Annotated in this window: 19 protein-coding genes; 17 read left to right on the forward strand and 2 right to left on the reverse strand. The window is 66.6% G+C overall.

What is annotated here, in order from left to right:
* Nucleotides 1-95: 95 nt before the first annotated feature.
* From A6723_RS28690 to A6723_RS28725, 8 genes are all read left to right on the forward strand, one after another.
* Nucleotides 96-2,312 carry a TonB-dependent receptor gene (locus tag A6723_RS28690; RefSeq protein ID WP_054910189.1) on the forward strand — a complete coding sequence of 739 codons (2,217 nt, stop codon included), beginning with the start codon at nucleotides 96-98 and terminating at the stop codon, nucleotides 2,310-2,312.
* A 14-nt stretch (nucleotides 2,313-2,326) separates the two neighbouring features.
* A complete protein-coding gene (locus A6723_RS28695) occupies nucleotides 2,327-3,400 on the forward strand; it encodes an ABC transporter substrate-binding protein (RefSeq protein WP_054910188.1) in 1,074 nt (357 codons plus the stop codon).
* Between the two features lie 236 nt (nucleotides 3,401-3,636).
* Entirely contained in the window at nucleotides 3,637-5,925 is a 2,289-nt protein-coding gene (locus tag A6723_RS28700; RefSeq protein ID WP_054910187.1) for a TonB-dependent receptor, read from the forward strand.
* A gap of 46 nt (nucleotides 5,926-5,971) precedes the next feature.
* The gene (locus A6723_RS28705) at nucleotides 5,972-7,567 is read left to right on the forward strand and encodes a GMC family oxidoreductase (protein ID WP_054910186.1); all 1,596 of its coding nucleotides are present in this window, start codon (nucleotides 5,972-5,974) and stop codon (nucleotides 7,565-7,567) included.
* A 10-nt stretch (nucleotides 7,568-7,577) separates the two neighbouring features.
* The gene (locus A6723_RS28710; protein WP_054910185.1) at nucleotides 7,578-8,987 is read left to right on the forward strand and encodes an aldehyde dehydrogenase family protein; all 1,410 of its coding nucleotides are present in this window, start codon (nucleotides 7,578-7,580) and stop codon (nucleotides 8,985-8,987) included.
* Between the two features lie 242 nt (nucleotides 8,988-9,229).
* Nucleotides 9,230-10,420 carry an MFS transporter gene (locus tag A6723_RS28715; RefSeq protein WP_054910184.1) on the forward strand — a complete coding sequence of 397 codons (1,191 nt, stop codon included), beginning with the start codon at nucleotides 9,230-9,232 and terminating at the stop codon, nucleotides 10,418-10,420.
* A gap of 346 nt (nucleotides 10,421-10,766) precedes the next feature.
* Nucleotides 10,767-10,991 carry a type II toxin-antitoxin system HicA family toxin gene (locus A6723_RS28720; protein ID WP_256234054.1) on the forward strand — a complete coding sequence of 75 codons (225 nt, stop codon included), beginning with the start codon at nucleotides 10,767-10,769 and terminating at the stop codon, nucleotides 10,989-10,991.
* Nucleotides 10,988-11,332 (forward strand): type II toxin-antitoxin system HicB family antitoxin, encoded by a 345-nt coding sequence (locus A6723_RS28725; protein WP_054909534.1) that lies wholly within the window; start codon nucleotides 10,988-10,990, stop codon nucleotides 11,330-11,332. Before A6723_RS28720 ends, A6723_RS28725 begins: the two co-directional genes overlap by 4 nt.
* A 158-nt stretch (nucleotides 11,333-11,490) precedes the next feature.
* On the opposite strand, the gene A6723_RS28730 is transcribed toward A6723_RS28725, so the two are convergent.
* Nucleotides 11,491-12,222 (reverse strand): class II aldolase/adducin family protein, encoded by a 732-nt coding sequence (locus A6723_RS28730; protein ID WP_054909533.1) that lies wholly within the window; start codon nucleotides 12,220-12,222, stop codon nucleotides 11,491-11,493.
* A 339-nt stretch (nucleotides 12,223-12,561) separates the two neighbouring features.
* Here A6723_RS28730 and A6723_RS28735 point away from each other — a divergent pair, with 339 nt between their 5' ends.
* The 7 genes from A6723_RS28735 (at nucleotide 12,562) to A6723_RS28765 (ending at nucleotide 19,475) form a co-directional block, all read left to right on the forward strand.
* A complete protein-coding gene (locus tag A6723_RS28735) occupies nucleotides 12,562-13,716 on the forward strand; it encodes an LLM class flavin-dependent oxidoreductase (RefSeq protein ID WP_045213251.1) in 1,155 nt (384 codons plus the stop codon).
* A 17-nt stretch (nucleotides 13,717-13,733) separates the two neighbouring features.
* Nucleotides 13,734-14,789: an ABC transporter substrate-binding protein gene (locus A6723_RS28740; RefSeq protein WP_054909532.1), complete on the forward strand. Its 1,056-nt coding sequence runs from the start codon at nucleotides 13,734-13,736 to the stop codon at nucleotides 14,787-14,789.
* A gap of 86 nt (nucleotides 14,790-14,875) precedes the next feature.
* Nucleotides 14,876-15,931 carry an ABC transporter substrate-binding protein gene (locus A6723_RS28745; protein ID WP_054909531.1) on the forward strand — a complete coding sequence of 352 codons (1,056 nt, stop codon included), beginning with the start codon at nucleotides 14,876-14,878 and terminating at the stop codon, nucleotides 15,929-15,931.
* The gene (locus tag A6723_RS28750) at nucleotides 15,918-17,135 is read left to right on the forward strand and encodes an MFS transporter (RefSeq protein WP_054909530.1); all 1,218 of its coding nucleotides are present in this window, start codon (nucleotides 15,918-15,920) and stop codon (nucleotides 17,133-17,135) included. Before A6723_RS28745 ends, A6723_RS28750 begins: the two co-directional genes overlap by 14 nt.
* Nucleotides 17,136-17,897: an ABC transporter permease gene (locus A6723_RS28755; RefSeq protein ID WP_054909529.1), complete on the forward strand. Its 762-nt coding sequence runs from the start codon at nucleotides 17,136-17,138 to the stop codon at nucleotides 17,895-17,897.
* A complete protein-coding gene (locus A6723_RS28760) occupies nucleotides 17,894-18,655 on the forward strand; it encodes an ABC transporter permease (protein WP_054909528.1) in 762 nt (253 codons plus the stop codon). Before A6723_RS28755 ends, A6723_RS28760 begins: the two co-directional genes overlap by 4 nt.
* Nucleotides 18,656-18,680: 25 nt before the next feature.
* Nucleotides 18,681-19,475 (forward strand): ABC transporter ATP-binding protein, encoded by a 795-nt coding sequence (locus tag A6723_RS28765; protein WP_054909527.1) that lies wholly within the window; start codon nucleotides 18,681-18,683, stop codon nucleotides 19,473-19,475.
* A 152-nt stretch (nucleotides 19,476-19,627) separates the two neighbouring features.
* Here A6723_RS28765 and A6723_RS28770 read toward each other — a convergent pair whose 3' ends face one another.
* Nucleotides 19,628-21,286, reverse strand: a complete 1,659-nt coding sequence (locus tag A6723_RS28770) for a SulP family inorganic anion transporter (RefSeq protein ID WP_175405596.1) — start codon at nucleotides 21,284-21,286, stop codon at nucleotides 19,628-19,630.
* A gap of 472 nt (nucleotides 21,287-21,758) precedes the next feature.
* Here A6723_RS28770 and A6723_RS28775 point away from each other — a divergent pair, with 472 nt between their 5' ends.
* Both A6723_RS28775 and mdtI read left to right on the forward strand, forming a co-directional pair.
* On the forward strand, nucleotides 21,759-22,118 hold the full coding sequence (locus A6723_RS28775) for a multidrug/spermidine efflux SMR transporter subunit MdtJ (protein WP_024766312.1): 360 nt from the start codon (nucleotides 21,759-21,761) through the stop codon (nucleotides 22,116-22,118).
* Entirely contained in the window at nucleotides 22,112-22,441 is a 330-nt protein-coding gene (gene mdtI / locus A6723_RS28780) for a multidrug/spermidine efflux SMR transporter subunit MdtI (RefSeq protein WP_054909525.1), read from the forward strand. The genes A6723_RS28775 and mdtI overlap by 7 nt, the downstream gene beginning before the upstream one ends.
* Nucleotides 22,442-22,519: the final 78 nt, after the last annotated feature.

Raw genomic sequence — 22,519 nt, forward strand, 5'->3', positions numbered from 1 at the left:
CCAACAGAAGCGCAACGCAATAACAGCTTGATGCCTTGCGGCGACGACCGAGCACCACAGAGCCAGCCGTCTTTTCGCCGCCCCCTGGGGACACCATGTTCAAACGCAACACCCTTTCCCTCGCGATCCTGGCGGGCCTCGCCAGCGTCGCTGTACATGCCGCCGACGGCGATACACAGAACAAGGAAGAAGCCAGCACCGCGCCGACCCTCGGCAAGGTAGTGGTCACCGCACAGAAGCGCGAAGAGTCGGTGCAGGAAGTGCCGGCGCCGATCACCGTGCTGAGCGGCGAGAAGATCCGCGATGCCTCGCTGCAATCGGCCAACGAAGTCACCCGCTATACCCCCAACGCCTCCGCTGGCACCACCGACGGCCATGGCCGCCCGCGCTGGTGGATTCGCGGCCTGGGCACTGGCGACCAGGGTGCCAACACCGTCAGCCCGATCGGCATCTACGTCGACGACGTGTACATCGCCAACATCAGCGCCACCGGCTTCCCGCTGTTCGACCAGGAGCGTGTGGAAGTGCTGCGCGGCCCGCAGGGCACGCTGTGGGGCAAAAACACCACGGGCGGTGCGATCAACTTCATCTCGCGCAAACCGACCTTCAGCCCCGAGGGTTACTTCAAGGTCGACATGGGCAACTACGCCAACCGCATCGTCGAAGGCGCAGTGAGCGACGCGCTGGTGGATGACAAGCTGGCCGGGCGCGTGTCCTTCCACCAGCAGGGCCGCGACGGCTACACCGAGAACAAGAACGACGGCAACGACCAGGGCGCGCTGGAAGACGACGCCGTGCGCCTGCAACTGGCCGCGCGGGTGAATGACAACCTCGACGCCAACCTCAACGTCCACGCCCGCCACTACCACGACACCGCCAGCTACAACACGGTGAGCTACGGCACCCGCCCGAACGGCACCAACCAGTTCGGCTACTCCATCGATCCGGAGCTGGGCAAGGCCAACTTCAACGCCAAATACCAGGCCGAGATCGACCAGGCTGGCAGCAACCTCAACCTGGTCTGGCAGCTGGGCGAGCTGGAGCTGACTTCCATCACCGCCTTCGAACACTTCACCCGCGACGGCTGGACCGACAGCGACAACACCCCGCTGGAGCTGCAGCGCAGCTACAGCTATGCCGACAGCCAGCAATGGTCGCAGGAACTGCGCCTGGCCTCGCCGCGCAGCGACCGGCTGAACTGGGTGCTGGGCTTCCACTACTTCAACGAGGACCTGGAGTCGAAGAACGCCAACGCGGCGCTGCCCAACGTCTACGTGCCCAGCTACTACAACAACGTCAGCTACGACCAGAAGACCGAGAGCTACGCCATCTTCGGCAGCACCACCTACAACTTCACCGACGACTTCAGCCTCACCGCCGGCCTGCGCTGGACCCGCGAAACCAAGGACATCGACCTGGAGCGCCTGGTCAACCGCGGCGCGGCGAGCTTCGGCGACGGCCACTGGTGGCAGCCGGGCAACGTCGACTCGCCGCTGATCGTCAACGCCACCCAGGACGAGAGCAACACCTGGAGCGACTACAGCTGGGACCTGACGCCCGAATACCGGATCTCCGACAACGCCCGCGCCTACTTCCGCTATGCCCGTGGCTTCCGTTCCGGCGGCTACAACGCTGGCGTCACCAGCCAGGCCACCGTGGCCAAGGTCGATCCGGAATACCTCACCTCCTACGAGCTGGGCCTGAAGTCGGAATGGTTCGACGGCCGCCTGAACGCCAACGCCAGCGTCTTCTACTACGACTACAAGGACATCCAGCTCAACATCGTCACCGCGGTGAACAACCAGACCGTCTCGCGCCTGGCCAACGGCGCCCAGGGCGAGGCCTACGGCGCCGAGTTCGAGCTGGAGGCGATCCCGGTGCAGAACCTCCACGTCAACTTCGGCCTGGGCCTGCTGCACACCGAGTTCACCGACTACACCTCGGGCACCGACGACTACTCCGGCAACCACTTCGTCCGCGCGCCCAGCGTCTCGGCGGTGATCGGCGCCGACTACCGCATCCCGCTGAACGTCGGCGGCGCGGTGATCCTCGGTACCGACTGGAACACCCGCAGCCGCCAGTACTTCTTCACCAACGACCAGAGCGCCAACATGCGCAGCGGCGGCTACACCCTGGGCAACGCGCGGGTGACCTACGAGCTGCCGGGTGAAACCACCCGCGTCACCGCCTACGTGAACAACCTGACCGACAAGGAATACCGCAACCACACCCTGCCGGGCGGCTACCAGACCGCCGCGGTGATGTTCGGTGATCCGCGCACCTTCGGCGTCTCGGTCACCACCGACTTCTGAGCGAGGTAACAGCCATGCCCCAGATCCATCGCACGTTGCGCCGCCTGCTGTCGGCCGCCGCCGTGCTGCTCGCAGGCCACGCGCTGGCCGCCGAGCAGCCCACCACCCTGCGCATCGCCACGGTGGCCTATGCCAACGCCGGGCAGATCACCTGCAATGGCCCGGCCTATGTCATCGACCGCGACAAATGGCTGGAGCAGCAACTGGCCCAGCGCAACATCAAGCTGGAGTGGGTGCCCGCGGCCACCGGCTCGGTGGGCACCTTCGTCAACGAGGAGTTCGCCAACAAGCGCATCGACTTCGCCTTCTACGGCGACCTGCCGTCGATCATCGCCAACGCCTCGGGCGTGCAGACCCAACTGATCGTCCCCGGCGGCATCGGCAACAACGTCTACCTCGTCGTACCGCCGGGCTCCACGGCGAAATCCATCGCCGACCTCAAGGGCAAGCGCATCGCCCTGCACCGTGGCCGGCCGTGGGAACTGTCGTTCGCCAAGCTGCTGGAAGCCAATCATCTGGGCTTCGAGGACTTCCGCATCTTCAACCTCAACCCGCAGGCCGGCGCCGCCGCCTTGAGCGCCGGACGGGTGGATGCGTTCTTCACCCTCAGCGATGCCTTCCTGCTGGAAGACAAGCAGGTCGGCCGCGTCATCTGGTCGAGCAAGGAGGCGCCAGCCGACTGGAAGATGCGCGCCGAAGTCTGGGGCGCGCGGGACTTCATCAAGGATCATCCGGACCTCACCCAGCTGGTGGTGGACGCCTACCTGAAGGCCGCCTGGTGGGTTTCCCAGGACGCCAACCAGGCGGCGTACCAGGAAGCGCAATCGCGCTCCGGCGTACCGCTGAGCGTGCTGCAACGCGAAGTCGCCGGCGAGCCATGGCCTGCGCACTTTTCCCCGCTGTATGACGATGCCCTGCGCCAGCACTACACCGACGGCATCGCCTACAGCCTGAAGGCGAAACTGATCCGCAACGAGGTGAAGGTGGACGACCTGCTGGAGCCGAAGTTTGTCGAGCAGGGATTGAAGAACCAGCAGCTCGAGGGATTCTGGAAAGAGCAGATGAAAACCGTCGCCCGGCAACCCTGAGCGCACGCCAACTCAGTTGGACAATAAAGCCCCGACCTCGGGGCTTTATCTTTTTTAGCGCATTACCTTCCGCGGTCACTGTTCATAACAAGTAGCTGCCCCAGCACCAGCGTAAAAGCAGTTGCTGCAGCAACAGCAGGAAAACATCAGAAAACTGCCTGAAACCGCTCTAAAACGCATGGCACAGAGCTTGCTCTAGCTCACTCACAACGACTTGAAAGCCCCGAGTGACTGCCATGAAGCATGCAAGAGAGTTCCGTCTCAAACCGCTGGCAATAGCATTATCCAGCACCCTGCTATTCAACGCGGAAGTTGCACTTTCCGATGATTCGAAATCCCCCGAAGGCATCACGCTGAGTACCGTGACCGTCCAGGGACAAAGCCAGGAAACCCAGGTCGGCGATGCCCGCAAGGAAGTCGCCCCAGTCTCCAAGGGCACCCTAACAAAATCCCAGCTGGAAAAGTTCGTCGGCCTCGACAGCGCCGTCACCGGCGCCCTCAAATACCTGCCCGGCGTGCACGTCAGCGGCGGTGACAACAGCGGCATCACCGAAGGCGGATTGAACATCCGCGGCTTCTCCCAGGACCAGATCGGTTTCGTCCGCGACGGCATTCCGCTCAACGACCCGCAGTTCCTCACGCCCCACGCCGATTTCATGGGCGACCCGGAAAACTACGAATCGGTGTCGGTGCTTTACGGCTCCTCCTCGATCAACGCCCCGACCCTTACCGCCAGTGGCGGCAGCGTGCTGATCAAGTCCGTCGCGCCGACCAGGGAAAGCGGTCTGCTGGTGAAGCAGAACGTCGGCAGCGACAGCCTGTTCCGCACCTTCGCGCGGGTGAATACCGGCGAGGTGAACGGCTTCTCCGCCTGGCTCTCGGCCTCGCGCACCACCGCCGACCTGTGGGACAACAGCGGCGGCGAGCTGTCCTCCAACCGTTACGAAGGCAACCTGCAGTACGAGTGGGACGGCAACCGCATCAACGGCATCTTCTCCAGCTTCCTGATGCGCACCAACAGCTACAACCACCCGACGCTCGCCGAGTACCGCGCCAACAAGTACGACCAGGGCTACCCGCGCGACATCTACCCCACCAAGGGCAACGGCACCAACGGCGTGCCCGATGTCACCGTGCCGGGCCAGAGCGCGGCGGCCTCGCGCGCCGACTTCAAGATCCAGACCTACGCGCTCAATGGCCTGTTCAACCTCTCCGACAAGGTCCAGCTGAAGGTCGACCCGTACTTCGTCCGCGTCACCGACGGCACCGCCGCCGTAGCCGTGGTGCCGGTCAACGAGAACAAGGTCAACGCCGATCTCAACGGCGACGGCGACAGCATCGACCCGCTGGTGACCGGCGCGCTGAGCGTCTACCCGACGCAGTACCGCATCGGCTCTACCAATACCCTGGACTTCCTGGTCAACGACGATCACACCCTGCAACTGGGTCTGTGGACCGACTACACCCACGCGCGCAACCAGTTCCCGGTGGTCGAGATCAAGGGCAACGGCAAGCCCGCCGGCATCGACGGCAGCCACAAGCTGCGCGATGGCAACGGCAATGCCATCTACTTCACCGACCAGCGCAACGAGATCACCACCCAGAAGCTCTGGGTGCAGGACACCTGGGACATCACCTCGCAGCTCGTCCTCACCGGCGGCCTGGCCTGGCAGCACACGCAGAACAAGGGCGACGATCGCCTCAGCGGCTTCAACGACAGCGCCGACTACAACCGTTTCCTGCCCAGCCTGAGCCTGAGCTACCAGCTCGACCCGCAGCAGCAGCTCTACTACAACACCACCTCGAACATGCGCACTCCGGCGGTGGCCTCGGTCTACGGCCAGGCCAATGGCGGCGACAAGCAGAAACCGGAAGTCACCTGGAACCAGGAGATCGGCTGGCGCTACAGCACCGATGACGTGCTGCTCAGCGCGGCGCTGTTCTACGACAAGTTCAAGGATCGTCAGGCAGCGTTCGAGGAAGTCTCCGGCGTCACCTCCTACTTCAACGCCGGCGACGTCACCACCAAGGGCCTGGAGCTGTCGCTCAACGGCCTGCTGCCGGCGAACTTCAACTACTTCGCCTCCTGGACCTACCTGCGTTCCACCCAGGACGACGACTACAGCGCCGGCGGCGCCAGCCTCGACACCAAGGGCAACCAGCTCTACGACACCCCGCGCAACCTGTTCAGTGCCGGCATCGGCTACGACAACCAGACCTTCTACGCCAACTTCCTCGGCCGCCACACCGGCAGCTTCTACGGCGACCTGGCGAACAACGAGAAGATCGGCGGCTACACCGTGTTCGACGCCAACCTGGGCTACCGCCTCAAGGACCTGGGCAGCGCGCTGAAGGAAACCACCCTGACGCTCAACCTCAACAACGTCTTCGACAAGCACTACCTGTCGGGCGTGAACTCGGGGACGGTCTCCGCCGACCCGGCCGACGGCGACTTCTACGGCGCGCCGAAGTACTACAAGGGCGCCCCGCGCGCCCTGGTCGCCGGCATCTCCGTCGGCTTCTGATCACCCTGCACGCGCCCGGTGCGGGAGCGCCGGGCCGGGAGGCGACATGACCACTCCTCGCTACGACCACATCATCATCGGCGGCGGCAGCGCCGGCAGCGTGCTTGCCAGCCGCCTCAGCGCCGACCCGCAACGCCGCGTCCTGCTCATCGAAGCCGGCCCGGACACCCCACCCCACGCCACGCCGGCGGAAATCCTCGACGGCCACAACCCCTTCCGTCTGCGCCTGGAACTGCGCGATCGCTATTTCTGGCCGGGCCTGAGCGTCCGCCACGGCGCGCAGCCCGAAGGCATCGAGCGCCCCGAACGCTATCTCGAGCAGGCCCGCGTGCTCGGCGGCGGCTCCAGCGTCAACGTGCTGGTGGCCAACCGCGGCCTGCCGCGCGACTACGACCAGTGGGCAGCGCTGGGTGCCGAAGGCTGGGGCTGGGACGACGTGCTGCCGTACTTCCGCAAGCTCGAACGCGACACCGATTACGCCGGCCCGCTGCACGGGCATGACGGGCCGATCCCGATCAGCCGCGTCTCCACCCGCGACTGGACGCCCTTCACCCGCTCCGTGGTCTCGGCGCTGCAAGCCGAAGGCCTGCGCGACATCGGCGACCAGAACGGCGTGTTCGACGACGGCTACTTCGCCCCCGCGGTAAACCTGGAGCATGGCCAACGCGTGTCCGCCGCCCGCGGCTACCTCGATGAAGCAGTGCGCGCACGGCCCAACCTGACGCTGTGGACCGACAGCCAGGTACTCGGCCTGCAACGCGACGGCACGCGCATCACCGGCGTCGAACTGCAACGTAACGGTGAGCGCGTCACCGTCGGGGCTGGCGAAGTCATCCTCGCCGCCGGGGCGCTGCAATCGCCGGCCTTCCTGCTGCGTAGCGGCATCGGCCCGGCCAGCCAGTTGCAGGAGCTGGGCATCGAGGTAATCGCCGACCGCCCCGGCGTCGGCGGCAACCTGTGGGAGCACAGCTCGCTGGGCACCCTGGCCACCCTGGGCGATGCCGCGCGCTCGGACGCCGTGCTGGCGCGGCCCGGCACCTCGCACCAACTGGGTATCCGGGTGTCCTCGGGCGTCGATCCGGACACGCCCTCGGACCTCTACCTGGCCATCGGCGCGGACGCCGAGCGCGGCGTGGCGCACGCGCTGTTCTGGATCAACAAACCCAGCTCCAGTGGCCGCCTGACCTTGCGCGATCGCGACCCGGCAAGCCCGCCGCAGGTCGATTTCAACCTGCTCTCCGACCCTCGCGACCTGCAACGCGCACGCGTGGCACTGCGCACCATCCAGCGCCTGTTCAAGCACCCGGTCCTGGCGCGCTACGAACTGCAACTGGTGCTTACCCCCTTCGCCGTGCCGCAACCGGGCGGGCCGAAGCTGGAAACCCTGCTGGCCGACGACGCGGCGCTGGAAGCCTACCTGCGCCGGCACATCGGCGGCGTCTGGCACCCCAGCGGCACCTGCCGCATCGGCACCGCCGATGACCCGCAGGCCGTGGTCGACAGCGCCGGTCGCGTCCATGGCGTGGAAGGCCTGCGCGTTGCCGACGCCTCGATCATCCCGGTGATCCCCACCGCCAACACCAACCTGCCGACCCTGATGCTCGCCGAGAAAATCGCCGACGCCATCCTGGGCGGTGCCTGAGGAACTCGCCATGTCACGCTATGAACTGCTGATCGATGGTCGCCTGCAGGCGGCCGAGCACTACGACCGGGTGATCGACCCGGCCAGCGAGGAAATCGTTGGCGAAGCCGCCCGCGCCAGCCTGGCGCAGGTCGACGCAGCGGTGGATGCCACGCACCGCGCCTTCCCGGCCTGGGCCGCCGATCTCGACGTCCGCCGCCAGAGCCTGGCCCAGGCCGCCGAACGGGTACGCGAGAATGCCCAGGCGCTGGCCCAGCTGATCACCCGCGAACAGGGTCGCCCACTGCGCTCGACGCTGGAGGAAGTGGCTGGCGTCGCCGCCACTTTCGAGCACCACGCGCAGCTGGAGCTACCCGCCGACACCCAGTTGCGCGACGACGGCGAACGCCTGGTGCGCATCACCCGCAAACCCCTGGGGGTGGTCGCCGCGATCACCCCATGGAACGTCCCGCTGATCCTGCTGGTACTGAAGATCGCGCCTGCCCTGCACGCCGGCAACACCGTGGTGGCCAAGCCCTCGGAGCACACGCCGCTGTCCACCCTGCTGCTGGCGCGACTGCTGGGCGATGTGTTCCCCGCTGGCGTGTTCAACGTGATTGCCGGTGCGGGCGAGGTCGGCGAACACCTGGTACGTCATCCGCGAGTGCGCCACGTGACCTTCACCGGCAGCGTCACCACCGGCAAGCGCCTGTATGCCGGCGCGGGGGACGACCTCAAACGCCTGACCCTGGAGCTGGGCGGCAACGATGCCGCACTGGTACTGGCAGACGCCGACCTCGACGCCATCGTCGAACCGCTGTTCTGGGGCGCCTTCTGGAACAGCGGCCAGGTGTGCTTTGCGATCAAGCGCCTGTACGTGCATGACAGCCTGTTCGAACCGCTACTGGCGAAACTCGCCGAACGCGCCCAGCGCACCCGCCTCGGCCATGGGCTCGACCCGCAGACGGAACTGGGGCCGCTGACCAACGCGCAGCAACTGGAACGGGTCATCAGCCTGGTGGAAGACGCCAAGGCCCACGGAGCGCGCATCCACAGCGGTGGCACGCGGCCCGACGGACCCGGCTACTTCTACCCGCCGACCCTGGTCAGCGGCGTGGCGGCCGGCGTCGCGCTGGTAGACGAGGAACAGTTCGGCCCGGTGTTGCCGGTGATCTCCTTCCGCAACGAAGAGGACGCCATCGCCCAGGCCAACGCCAGCCACTACGGCCTCGGCGCCTCGGTGTGGACCCGCGACCTGGCGCGCGGCGAAGCCATCGCCGGGCGGTTGGAGGCGGGCCTGGCCTGGGTCAATCAGCACGGCCACATCCAGCCCGGCGCGCCCAAGGGCGGGCACAAGTGGAGCGGGCTCGGCTACGAAGGCGGGCAACGCGGTTACGAGGCCTTCAGCGAGCTGCAGGTGCTCAACGTTTCGCGGCGCTGAGACGCCGCTTATCCAGATCAACGCCTCCTCACCCTGCCCCTGGCTACGCGCCCCGCTCCTCAAAAGGGAAAGGAGACCGTTCGGCGCCGGGCGGAACCACCGCATCAGCCGGCGCGGACTGCCCCCTCTCCCTGAGGAGCGGGGCGCGCAGCCAGGGCTGGGGTAAGGGGGGAAAGCGCCGGCACAGGCTTTCCCGGAAAACAGACAGCCATTCCAACCCAACTCTCAAAGAGGATTCCCCGATGCGTGCCGGAAGCTGGCCCTCGATCCTGCTCACCCTGGCCTTCGCCGTGATCATCGCGGCGTGCCACGGCAAGACCATCCTGCTGGTCGCCGACATCGCCAACGCCTTCTCGGTCAGCCCCTCGCGGGCCAGCTGGGTAGTGTCGGCGGTGGCGGTGGTCGCCGCCCTCGCCTCGCCGCTGGTCAACTGGATCGTGGCGCGGGTCGGCGAGCGCCGTGCCATCGTCTTCGGCCTGTTGCTGGCGGCGGCGTGCAGCTACCTGGCGAGCCGCACTGAAGACTTCACCACGCTGATCACCCTGCGCGTCATCGAAGGCGCCGGCTACATCAGCGTGGTGCTCGCCGCACTCGCCCTCCTGGTGCACACCACCGAAGGCCGCCGCCGCACCACCGCGCTGGCGTTCTGGTCGGTGGCCTCGCCCCTGGGCGGCGCCATCGCCATCTTCGCCGTGGCACCTTATGTCGGCGGCCAGCATGGCGAATGGCGCAACGCCTTCAGCGGCCACGCGCTGGTGCTGCTGGTCCTGCTGCTGGCGACGCCGCTGCTGCCATCGGTGAACCTGGCGACCCGCAGCGAGCGCCACTCCCTGCGCCAGACCTTCCGCCTCTACGCCGACCCGTCCGTGCTGCGCCTGGCGCTGGCCGTGGGCGCACCGCTGACCGTGGCGCTGGGCCTGGTGACCATCACCCCGGACTACTTCATCCACAGCCTGGGCGTTGCGCCGTCGACCATCGGCGTGATCTCCACCATCGGCATCCTCTCCAGCGTGCTGGCCGGGCTGCTCGCCGGCTTCGTGCTCAACCTGCGCTTCTTCGGCCCGCTGGCCGTGGTCGGCGGCGCGTTGATCGGGGTGGTGCTGGAGGTGCTGGTGTTCATCCCCGGCATCGCGGCATCCACCGCCATCGTGGCGAAGATCATCCAGGGCTTCGTTGGCAGCTTCGTCGTCGCCTGGGTGTTCACCAGCATCCCGCGCATGAGCCGTGGCGGCGACGTGATGGGCGCCGGCGGCGTGGCCGAGCAGGCGCTGTACCTGTCGATGTTCCTCGGCCCGGTGCTGCTGTTCCCGCTGTTCAGCCTGCCCTCGCGCCTGCCGTTCTTCGCCGTGCTGATCGTCGCCAGCCTGCTGCCGCTGTTCCTGTTGCCACTGGGGCTGCGCTGGCGCGCGGCGGAACCGCCGGTAGCCGCCTGACCGAGTCGACATCGACAGGACGCTTCCTCTCGCGCTTTCCGTAGGATGGGTGGAGCTTGCGATACCCACCAGCCATGGCCGGGCTAAACACGATGGGTATCGCTTCGCTCCACGCCATCCTACAAAGGCACGCCGGAAAGCCTCGAGTGTGAGTGTGTGTAGGAGCGAGCTTGCTCGCGAACAACCCCCGCGGCGGGCTCGGATCGAAAGCAAGAACTGGGCGTCTCCCTCGCTCCTACAAAGCATCCGACGCGGCTGGCCCATCCCGAGGAAATGGCAACCGCAGAGTGCTATCATATGGCGATAGCATTTATGGATACAGAACCGCCACCGTAAAACCCTCGCCATGATCTTCCGCACGCCAACCAGTGCATCGATAGTCTTTACCGACATCGAAGCTCTGGTTCTGCATCTGAGCGGCACCGTGGATGAGCGTGAAGGGTCACGGGTGAAATTGGTTCTGCATGGCCAGACCTGGCGCTGCCATCGCCCGCATCCAGGCAAGGAGGCCAAGCGTTACCAGGTCGAGGAAGCCCGGGAATTCCTGCGTCGGGCCGGAGTGGAAGCATGAGCCGCATGACCTACAAGGGCTACATCGCCCGTATTGAATTCGATGATCGTGATGACCTCTTCGTCGGCCGCCTGCTGGGCGTGAACGACATCATCAGCTTCCATGCCGACAGCGTTGGTGGGCTGCATGCTGCCTTCCAGGATGCCGTCGAGGATTACCTGGCCGACTGCGCGGAGCGCGGTGTGGAACCGGAGAAGCCGGCGTCCGGCAAGATCATGCTGCGCATCCGTCCGGAAGTTCACGCCGCCGCCGCGATTGCGGCCAAGGCGTCCGGCAAGAGCCTGAACCAGTGGGCGGAGGGTGTTTTCGAACGCGCAGCTCGGAGGCGCACCGGCGGTTGAGTACGGGTGTGTAGGAGCGAGCTTGCGCGCGAACAAACCCCGCGGCGGGCTCGGATCGCGAGCAAGAACTGGGCGTCCCCCTCGCTCCTACGAAAAGCCACCGATTCACAGCCATGAAAAAGCCCTCGCAAGAGGGCTTTTTCAGTTCAGGCGAAAACTCAGGCCGCTGCGCCCAGCAGCTTCTGGCCCTGCTCCCAGAGGCCGGTCATCTTCCACTGCTGTTCCAGCACGCCGGGGCCAAATTCCTGGGAGCCGCCGAGGCCTTCGGCGAGGCCCTGGAAGTAGGCGCCTTCCTCGATCAGCAGGATCAGCTTGGACGCCTTGATCAGGTCCTCGCCCCAGAAGGTCGCGCCGCCGTTGGCTTCGAGGATGGCCGGGGTGTGCGGGTTCTCGGCAATGCGGTCGAGGATGAACAGCGGCTCCGGCTGGCGGCGGTCGATGTAGATCGGCAGCTCGCGGGCCAGGGTCACGCGCTGGGAGGCGGCGTAGCGGATCGGCAGCACGCGGTGGGCGCTGGCCCAGCCGCCGAGGTACGGCGTGTGGACGTGGATCACCACGTTGATTTCCGGGCGTGCCTGGAAGATCGCCGCATAGCGCTTGCCGTTGCCACCAGCACCACGGCCACTGAGCGGAGTCGCTCCGGCGATGCTTTCGTCGAGGATCACCTCGCCGTCCCAGGTGGAGATCACTGCGCGGATTTCCTGGTCGTCCGCCCAGGGGTTGGGCGCATGGACGGCGATCACCTGGTCGCTGTCCGGCACGCGCACATAGGCCTGGTAGGTATTGGTGGCGGTGAGGGTGCGGCTCTCCTTGAGCACGCGGAAGGCCTTGGCGAAGTCGCGGCGGACCTGTTCGAGCTGGCTGGCGAGTTGCGGATCGAGGGTGGACATGGAGTGCCTCCTGGCAGTCGGGGATGGATGAACCGCGTCGCGGTGTTCCAGTGACTGAGCAGGACTTGTGCCACTAAAAAATATCAATACTAATCAATAGGTTAGAAAACAATCAAGCTAACAGAGGGATGCCACGCCTGGCTGAGAGGGCAAAATTGCTGCCCGCCCAGCATCCTCTGCTGACCCACTGCTGCTGTACAGACAAACGCCCTGTTGCCGCAACAGCACACAGCCCTGAAAGCCGCGCACAGCCTGGCCTGCAGCCTTTGGGCACAGCCCTTGCTCAACACCTTGCACGAGCAGCACGACGCTGCCCCTGCAACGTAAAGGAGCAAGGCCATGAGCACCGAATTCTTCTGGCGACTGCCGCTGGGCAGCGACGGTCCCTATCTCGCCTCGGACAAGAACAACCGTGGCAGCCACATCGAGCGCCCCGGCAACATCGCCCCGGGCCGCCTGCCCAACGGCGAACCGGACGGTTTCACCTACATCGACTACATCGCCCAGGTCGCCAAGGCCGCCGAGATCGCCGGCTTCGAAGGTGCGCTGCTGCCCACCGGGCCGGAGCCGTGGATCGCCGCCGCCGCGCTGGCCCGCGAGACCCGGCGGATCAAGTTCCTCATCGCCTTCCAGGCCGCCTGGACGCTGCCGGCCTACGCCGCACAGCAGGCAGCGATCCTCCAGCACCTGTCCCGCGACCGCCTGGAGTGGAACATCATCACCGGCGGCAACCCCGCCAGCCAGCGCGCCAACGGCGACTTCCTCGAGCACGACAAGCGCTACCAGCGCACCGGCGAGTTCCTCGACATCATCGACGGCCTGTGGAAGAACGAGCAGTTCTCCTACCAGGGCGATATCTACCAACTGGAGAACGGCTCGCTGCCCATCGCGCTGCGCAACGTGCGCAAACCGGGCGTGTACTTCTCCGGTTTCTCCGACCCGGCACTGGACGTCGCGGCGAAGCACGCCGACGTCTACCTGAACTGGGCCGAACCCATCGACAAGCTCAAGCCGCACCTGGAACGCGTGCGCGAGCTGGCCGACAAGCAGGGCCGTGAAATCCGCTTCGGCATCCGCATCGACCTGTTCGCCCGCGAGACCGAAGAGGCCGCCTGGAGCGAGCTGCGCCGCCAGTACGAACGCATCGATGCGCGCACCAGCGCCTTCATCAAGAACTTCGCCACCGGCTCGGATTCCGTCGGCGCCGCACGGCAGACCGCCTACCACCAGAACGTCGAGCGCTTCGACGACCTGATCCTCGGCCCCAACCTCTGGGCCGGCTTCGGCAAGGCCAAGCCCGGCCCGACCATCGGCCTGGTGGGCAGCCACGAGAACGTCGCCGAGCGTCTCGCCGAATACCGCGACGCCGGTTTCTCCACCTTCATCCTCGCCGGCAATCCGCACCTGGAAGAAGCCCTGCGCATCGGCCAGGAAGTGCTGCCGCTGGTGCAGGGCAAACGCGCCGACGTCCACGAACTCAAGGCCCGCGCCTGACCCACAAGGAGCTGCACATGTCCCGTCCCCTCGATACCCTCTGGTACACCCGTTGCCCGGTTCCCACCGGCCTTGGCATCGCCGTGCAGAAAGGCTGGCTGGAAGAGTCCCTCGCCGAGCAGGGCACGAAGATCCAGTCGCTGCGCGAGTCCGCCGACCAGGCGGTGCGCGAGTCGCACTTCGACCACACGCTGCAGAACTCGGTACGCCACGGCGGCAACATCCCGGCCATCTGGGCCCGCGCCAGCGGCCGCGAGACCCGTGTGATCGGCCTGTCCTGGGCCGATGAAGCGCAACTGATCCTGACCACCGCCGAGAGCGGTATCCGCAGCGTGCGCGACCTCAAGGGCCGGCGCTTCGGCCTGCCGGACTGGAGCGGCGCGCAGATCGACTTCACCCGCGCCCAGGCCATCCGCGGCCTGGAAAACGCCCTGCGCCTGGAAGGCCTGGAAGTGCGCGACCTGGAGCTGGTGGACTTCGGCCTGAAGGGCACCTTCAGCGATGAAGCGCCGGGCAACATCGTCGGCATCACCGGCCACGGCGGCAGCCGCCGACGCAGCCAGAACCCGGAACTGGTCGGCCTGCTGCGCGGCGAAGTGGACGCGATCTTCCTCAAGGGTGCTCACGCCGTGCAGCTGGCGCAGCAGTTCGGCCTGCACACGGTGATCGACACCGGCGCGCACCCGGAGCCGCTGATCCGCGCCAACAACGGCACGCCGCGCACCCTGAGCGTCGACCTCAACCTGCTGGAGCAGCACCCCGACGCCGCCACCGCGATCCTCGCCTCGGTACTGCGCGCCGAGGACTGGGCACACCAGCACCCGGACGACACCCGCCGCTACCTGGCGCGTGAAACCAACAGCAGCGAGTTCTGGGTCGCCACCGCCTACGGCGAGGACGCCCACCTGCGCCTGCGTACCAACCTGGACGAAGGCTCGATTCTCGCCCTGCAGGATTTCACCGACTTCCTGCACCGCTGGAACTTCGTCCCGGCGCGCTTCGACGTGCGCGAGTGGATCGACCCGCGCCCGCTGGAAACCCTGCGCAGCCGCCTCGCGCAAAAGGCCGGCTGACCAACGTCACGAGGGCGATTCCCTCTGTTTCCCGACCTGAGCCCCCGCGCGCCGGCGCGGGGGCTTTCATCCCCCGACGGACACCCATGAGCACACCGCTGGAAACCCTCTGGTACACCCACAGCCCCGTCCCAACGGGCCTCGGCATCGCCGTCGAATCCGGGCGCCTGGCGCAGGCCTTCCGCCCCTTCGGCACGCGCATCCAGTCGCTGCGCGAGTCCTCCGAACGCGAGGTGCGCGAGGCGCACTTCGACCATCACCTGCCCTATTCCGTGCGCCACGGCGGCAACATCCCGTCGATCTGGGCTCGCGCCAGCGGCGCGCGCACGCGGGTGATCGGGCTGTCGTGGAGCGACGAGGTGCAACTGATCGTCAGCGCGCCGGACAGCGGCGTGCGCAGCATTCGCGACCTACGCCACCGGCGCTTCGGCCTGCCGAAGTGGGCCAACGTGCAGATCGACTTCACCCGCGCCCAATCGCTGCGCGGCCTGGAAAACGCCCTGCGCCTGGAAGGCCTGGAAGTGCGCGACGTCGAGCTGGTGGACTACCCCTACGGCGGCACCTTCAGCGACGACCCGGTACGCCATGTGTTCGGCGCCCAGGTAGCGCTCAAGGGCAACCGCGTGGTGCAGCGCAACAACGAGCTGATCGGCCTGCTGCGCGGCGACATCGACGCGATCTTCCTCAAGGGCGCCCATGGCCTGCAACTGGCCCACGAATTCGGCCTGCACGTGGTGATGGATGTCGGCTCGCACCCCGAGCCGCTGGTGCGCGCGAACATAGGTACACCACGCACCCTGACCGTCGACCAGCAGTTGCTGGACGAGCATTTCGACGCCGCCGTGCTGGTGCTCGACAGCGTGCTGCGCGCCGAGCAATGGGCCTGGGCACACCCCGAAGAGACCCGGCGCTTCCTCGCCCGCGAACTGAACACCAGCGAATTCTGGGTGGCCAGTGCCTACGGTGACGATGCCCACCTGCGCCTGCAGACCAACCTGGCCGAGCGCTCGATCAACGCGCTGCGTGATCTCACGGCGTTCCTCCAGCGCTGGCAATTCATCGCCCGCGACTTCTCGGTGGAAGACTGGATCGACCCGCGCCCACTGGGAGCGCTGCTGGGGAAAGTCGATGTCGCCATCTGACGCGCCGCGCGAAAGGCCCGGCGCCTTCCTGCTCAACTTCATGCTGCTGGCGGCCTTCAGCGGGGCCACCATCGGCATGGCGAAGATCGTCACCACGCTCTACGCCATCAGCATCGGCGCCAATGCCATGCAGATCGGCATCATCTCGGCGATGGAAGCCCTCGGCATGGTGATCCTCACCCTGCCCGCCGGCTTCGTCATCGCCCGCTTCGGCGCGCGCCGGGTGTACTTCCTCGCCAGCCTCGGGCCGATGCTGCTGAACCTGGCCATTCCGCTGTTCGGCGGCTGGCTGTGGCTGGCCTTCGCGCGGCTGCTGATCGGCCTGTGCATCCCGTTCCGCATCGTCGCCATGAACAGCGCATTCCTGCGCCAGCTCAAGCGCATCGGCAATGACAAGGCCGGCTGGTACCGCGGCTCGCTGACCCTGGGCATGGGCCTGCTCGGCCCGTTGCTGGGCAACTGGCTGAGCGGCGCGGCGAGCTTCACCTGGGGCTTCGCCGCCATCGGCCTGTGCTTCGGCCTGATGGCCTTCTACAGCCTCGGTTTCTGGGAAGGCGAGGCACCCAGCGAGGATGTGCCCGTCGCGGCCGCCACCGGCGGACTGCTGCAACAGGTCGGCAACATGCTGGCCAACGTCGAGATCGCCGAGAGCTGCCTGATCGAACTGCTCAGCGCCGCCACCAGCGCGCTGTTCGGCACCTTCATCCTGCTGCTGGCGATGGACGTCGCCGGTCTCTCGCAAGGCCAGGCCGTGAGCCTGGTGATGATCCAGGGCCTGGCCTCGGTGCTCGGCCTGTTCGGCTTCGGCTACCTGATCGAGCGCAGCGGCCGGCGCCTTGCCTACATCGGCAGCCTCAGTGCGGCACTGCTCGCCCTGCTGCTGCTCGGCAGCGCGCACAACTACTGGCTGCTGGCCCTGGGCGGCGTGCTGCTCAGCGCAGCGGCGGCGCTCATCCACCTGGTGAACATGGCCCAACTCGGCGAGCACGCCATGGACAAGAGCAAGATTTCCGGCCTGTTCAACCTCGCCTCGATGTCCGGCAGCTTTTCCGGCGCGCTGCTGGGCGGGGCGATCAGCCACTTCGTCGGGCTGGGCAACCTGTTCCTCTGCTGGATTCCCCTGGTGCTGCTGGCTACGCTGTTCTGCTGGCAACGCAAGCTGCGCCGGCAAACCACCCAGCCGCTGCTCGGCCAGGAGGGCTGAATGGCCACGCGTACCCTGGATCGCCTGAGCTGGTTTGTCTCGCCGCTGCTCCTGCTGCTGGCCTGGTTCATCGCCGCGCGCGCCGGCTGGTTCCCGCCGCAACTGCTGGTGCCGCCGGCGGAAGTCTGGGCCAGCTTCAAGGACCTGCTGGCCAGCGGCGAGCTGCGCGAGCACGTGGTCAACAGCCTGTCGCGCCTGGCCATCGGCTTCAGCATCGGCGCGCTGGGCGGCCTGGTCTTCGGCACCGCCATGGCGCTGTCGAAGACCGTTGAAGCCTACTGCGCGCCGTTGTTCCACACGCTGCGCCAGGTGCCGTCGATCGCGCTGATCCCGATGTTCATCCTGTTCTTCGGCGTGGAAGAAACCTTCAAGATCCTGATCGTCACCAAGGCCGCCTTCTTCCCCGTGGCGCTGGCCGCCAGCGAGGGGGTGAAGGGCATCCCGCGCGGCTACTTCGAGGTCGCCAGCGTGTACCGCCTGCCGCTGTGGAGCCTGCTGCGCGACGTTGCCTTCCCGGCCGCCGCGCCGCCCATCGTCACCGGCCTGCGCATCAGCCTGAGCCGTGCCTGGATGGTGCTGGTGGCCGCCGAGCTGCTCGCCGCCGACAGCGGCCTGGGGCAGATGATCGAGCTGAGCCGGCAGATGCTGCGCATCGACATCGTGATGGTCGGGGTGATCGTCACCGGGGCCATCAGCTTCGTCCTCGACTTCGCCTTCCGCCTGCTGGAGAAGCGCCTGCTGCGCTGGAGACCGACGCCATGACCCGACTTCTCAAGAGCCTGCGCGGGCTGGTGCTGCCGGCGCTGCTGATCGCCGCCTGGCACTGGCAGTCGCAACAGGGCGCCAGCGCTGCTTACGCCTTCGTGCCGCTGGAGCGCATCGGCGGCGGTTTTGTCGAGCTGATCCGCACCGGCGAGCTGTGGCTGAGTGTCGCCGCCAGCCTGCAACGCACCTGCCTCGGCCTGTTGATCGGCGTGCTCGCCGGCTTCGCGCTGGGCGCCGGCATGGCCTTGTCGCGCCCCGTGGAGCGGCTGTTCGCACCGCTGTACCACACGATCCGCCAGGTGCCGATCCTCGGCCTGATCCCGCTGATCGCCCTGTGGTTCGGCAGCGGCGAGCCGTCCAAGGTGCTGATCGTCAGCCTCGCCGCCTTCTACCCGATGACGCTGAACGCCTTCGAGGGCTTCCGCGACGTGGAAAAGCGCTACCGCGAAGTCGGCCGCCTGTATGCCTTCGGCCCCTGGCAGCAGTTCCGCGAAGTGCTGTTGCCCGGCGCGCTGCCCAGCCTGAGCAACGGCGTACTGCATGCGCTGGCCTTCGCCTGGGTCAGCTCGGTGGGCTGCGAGCTGTTCCTCTCCACCGGCATGGGCCTGGGCAACCTGATGATGAACGCCGAGACCGGCTCGCGCATGGAGATCGTGGTGATCGGCGTGCTCAGCATCGGCCTGCTCGGCTACGCCATGAACCAGCTGTTCGCCCGCCTCAGCCGCCACCTGCTGCGCTGGCGCAACCTGCGCTGACCCTATTGCCATGAGTGCCTCGATCATGAACGCGATCCTCGACCCCGCCATCCTTCCCGCCCAGCAGGCGCAATCGGGCGCGCTGGCCATCCAGGGCCTGAGCAAGGCCTATTCCATCGATGGCCGCAGCCTGCCGGTGCTGGAGAACATCTCCCTCGACGTACGCCCCGGCGAATTCGTCAGCATCGTCGGCGCCAGCGGCTGCGGAAAATCTTCGCTGCTGCGGCTGATCGTCGGCCTCGAAAACGATTACAGCGGGCGCATCCTGCTCGACGGGCAGACCGTGACCGGCACCAGCCTGGAACGCGGCATCGTGTTCCAGGACCACCGCCTGTTCCCCTGGAAAACCGTGGAAGACAACGTCGCCCTGGCGCTGAAGAACCAGAAGCTCAGCCGCGCCGAAAAGCGCGAGCGGGTCGCCGAGCACCTGGAGCTGGTCGGCCTGACCGGCTTCGAGCAGGCCTATCCGCACCAGCTCTCCGGCGGCATGGCGCAACGCGCGGCCATCGCCCGCGCGCTGATCACCCAGCCCAAGGTCCTGTTGCTGGACGAACCCTTCGGCGCCCTCGACGCCCTCACCCGCGTGCGCCTGCAACACGAACTGCAACGCATCTGGGTGCAGCAGCGCAGCACCATGATCATGGTCACTCATGATGTGGAGGAAGCGCTGTACCTGGGCGACCGGGTGGTAGTGATGGACGCGCGGCCGGGGCGGATTCGCCATGAGGTGCGGGTCGACCTGCCGCATCCGCGCGAGCGCGGGGAGCCGGTGCTGACGAAGTTGAAGGAAGAGTTGCTGGCCGAACTGATGCACGGCTGATGATCGAGTAGGGCGCATAACGCCTGGGGCGTTATGCGCCCTACGCAATCACCGAGCATCAGGAGATGCGTCAACGTAGGATGGCGTGGAGCGCAGCGATACCCATCGATTAGCCCCACCGATGGCGATGGGTATCGCAAGCTCCACCCATCCTACGTCCGTGTTTCGCCGGCGACCTCCGAGCTGGCAGCGGAAAGCGCCGCCGGGAAATCGGGGTGATACCCCGCCCCGATCTCCTCCAGCACCCCGGCCTTGCGCAGCTTGCCCAGCACCCGCGCATTGGCTTCGCACAGGCGCACTTCGATGCCACGGCGCTGCAGTTGCTCGATCACTTCCTGCAGGGTCTGCAGGCCGGTGATGTCCATGAACGGCACGTGGCGCAGTCGGATGATCAGCACCTTCGGGTCAGTATGGGTCTTTGCCAGCGCGCGCTCGAAGGTCTCTGCCGCACCGAAGAACAGCGGCCCCTCGATGCTGTACACCAGCACCCCCGGCGGCAGGTCGCCAAGGCCACGGCCGCGCAGCTCCACGTCCAGCTCGGGGCCATCGTCGGCGTGCACTTCCACCGAGGAAGCCATGCGCCGCAGGAAGTGCAGCATGGCGAGGATCACGCCGATGTTCACCGCGATCACCAGGTCGCTGAACACCGTGAGCAGGAAGGTCACCAGCAGGATCGCCACGTCCGCGCGCGGGGCGCGCTTGAGCATGAACAGGAAGTGCCGTGCCTCGCTCATGTTCCAGGCCACCACGAAGAGGATCGCCGCCAGCGCGCAGAGCGGGATGTTCGAGGCCAGCGGCGCGAGAAACAACAGGATCAGCACCAGCGTGGCCGCATGGGTGATCCCGGCCAGCGGGCTGTTGCCGCCGTTGCGGATGTTGGTCGCGGTGCGCGCGATGGCGCCGGTGGCGGCGATGCCGCCGAACAGCGGGGTAACGAGGTTGGCGATGCCCTGGCCGATCAGCTCCTGGTTGGAGTCATGGCGGGTGCCGGCCATGCCGTCGGCGACCACCGCCGAGAGCAGCGATTCGATGGCACCGAGCATGGCGATGGCGAAAGCCGGGCCGATCAGCTCGAGCACGCGCGGCAGCGTCACTTCCGGCAGGCTGAAGCTGGGCAAGCCCTGGGGAATGCCGCCGAAGGCGCTGCCGATGGTGGCCACGCCGTCGAAATGGAACAGTGACTGGATCGCCGTCACCACCACCATCGCCACCAGCGGGCCGGGCACCCGGCGCAACGCAGCGATGCGCGGGGTGAACAGCACCAGAGCCAGGCTCAGCAGCGCCAGCAGGGTCGTCGCGAGGTGCAGTTGCGGCAGGGCCTGGATCAGGTGCCAGAGCTTCTGGTGGAAGTGCTCGCCGGTCACCGCAGGCAAGCCGAAGAAATCCTTCCATTGGCCGACCCAGATGATCACCCCGATACCGGCGGTGAAGCCGACGATCACCGGTGCAGGGATGAAGCGGATGATGCTGCCCAGGCGACTGACGCCCAGCAGCACGAGGATCGCACCGGCCATCAGCGTGGCGATCTGCAGGCCGTCGACGCCGTACTTGGCGGTGACCCCGGCGAGAATGACGATGAAGGCGCCGGTCGGCCCGGCGATCTGCACCCGGCTGCCGCCCAGCAGCGAGACCAGGGCGCCGGCGAAGATCGCCGTATAGATGCCCTGCTCCGGCTTCACGCCGCTGGCAATCGCGAACGCCATCGCCAGCGGCAGCGCGACCACCCCGACGATGACGCCGGCCACCAGGTTGCGCGTCCAGTGTTCGCGGCCAAAGAGTCCGGCCTTCCAGGCTTCTCGCAGGGCGATCATCACAGTCTCCGACGGGATATCGATGCTGGATGCTAACAGGCCGGAGCGGAAAACGGCCTGGCGCAGGTCATGACTGTGGCGTGCTGTCGCAGGCAAAACAAGGTGAACAAAATATTGCACAACCCTGACGGCGCGCTGCTTCCAGCAGGCTTTTGAAATGCCGGAATATGGGCGTTTCACCGCGGAATAGAGGCCGTCGATTTGCCAGGCGACCTGAAATTTGGCACAATATGTTCATTATGTTGAACATCAAGGCTCTACCTCTCCCCACTTCCCGCCTGGTGTCGCGCGAGCGCCACTGGACCGGCGACCTCTAGCTCCTCCCTTCGGCTGCTACCTGTTGGTGGTGCCAAGTGCGGCGAACACTCATAGGTGATTGCCGCCCGAGTCGGCGCCACGAAACCCGAACCGAAACCGCCGCAAAGATGCTCTTAGCGAGACTGCGCGCGGCTGCCCGTGGGAGGGCTCCACCATGCGTTCCTGGATCTATCTGTTTGCCGCCATCGGCTTTGAAGTCGTTGGCACCACCTCGATGAAATTCACTCATGCGCTGTACCCGGTCGCGGGTCTGCTGCTGATGTACGTGATGATCGGCCTGTCGTACTACTTCCTGTCGCTGGCCATCAAGCATGTGCCGGTCGGCGTGGCCTACGCCCTGTGGGAAGGCATCGGCATCGTACTGATCACCCTGGTCAGCGCCTTCTTCCTCGGCGAGCACCTGAGCCTGGACAAGGCCCTGGGCCTGGCCGTGATGATCGCCGGTATCCTGCTGGTGAAATCCGGCACCCGCACCACCCCGCGAGAGAAGAACCTTGAGGTGGTGACATGCTGAACCATGACCTGATTCCGATGGCCTGGCTGGGCCTGGCCATCGTCCTGGAAGTGATCGCCAACCTGCTGCTGAAGTACTCCGAGGGCTTCCGCAAACGCGCCATCGGCGTGGCCTCGATCCTCTGTGTGCTGGGCGCGTTCACCGCGCTGTCGCAGGCGGTACGCGGCATCGAACTGTCGGTGGCCTACGCCATCTGGGGCGGCTTCGGCATCCTCGCCACCGTTGCCATGGGCTGGGCCCTGTTCGGCCAGCGCCTGGTGTGGCGCGGTTGGGTCGGCCTGGCGATGCTGGTGCTGGGCATGGGCCTGCTGAAGCTGGCGTGATTGCTGGCGCTCGGGACTAAAAAGGCGGAGCTGGGCTCCGCCTTTTTTGTTGTCTTGAAGAGGGTGCCGTGCGGTTCG

It is taken from the genome of Pseudomonas sp. AU11447, assembly GCF_001672555.2.
GTDB classification, from domain to species: Bacteria; Pseudomonadota; Gammaproteobacteria; order Pseudomonadales; family Pseudomonadaceae; genus Pseudomonas; species Pseudomonas nitroreducens.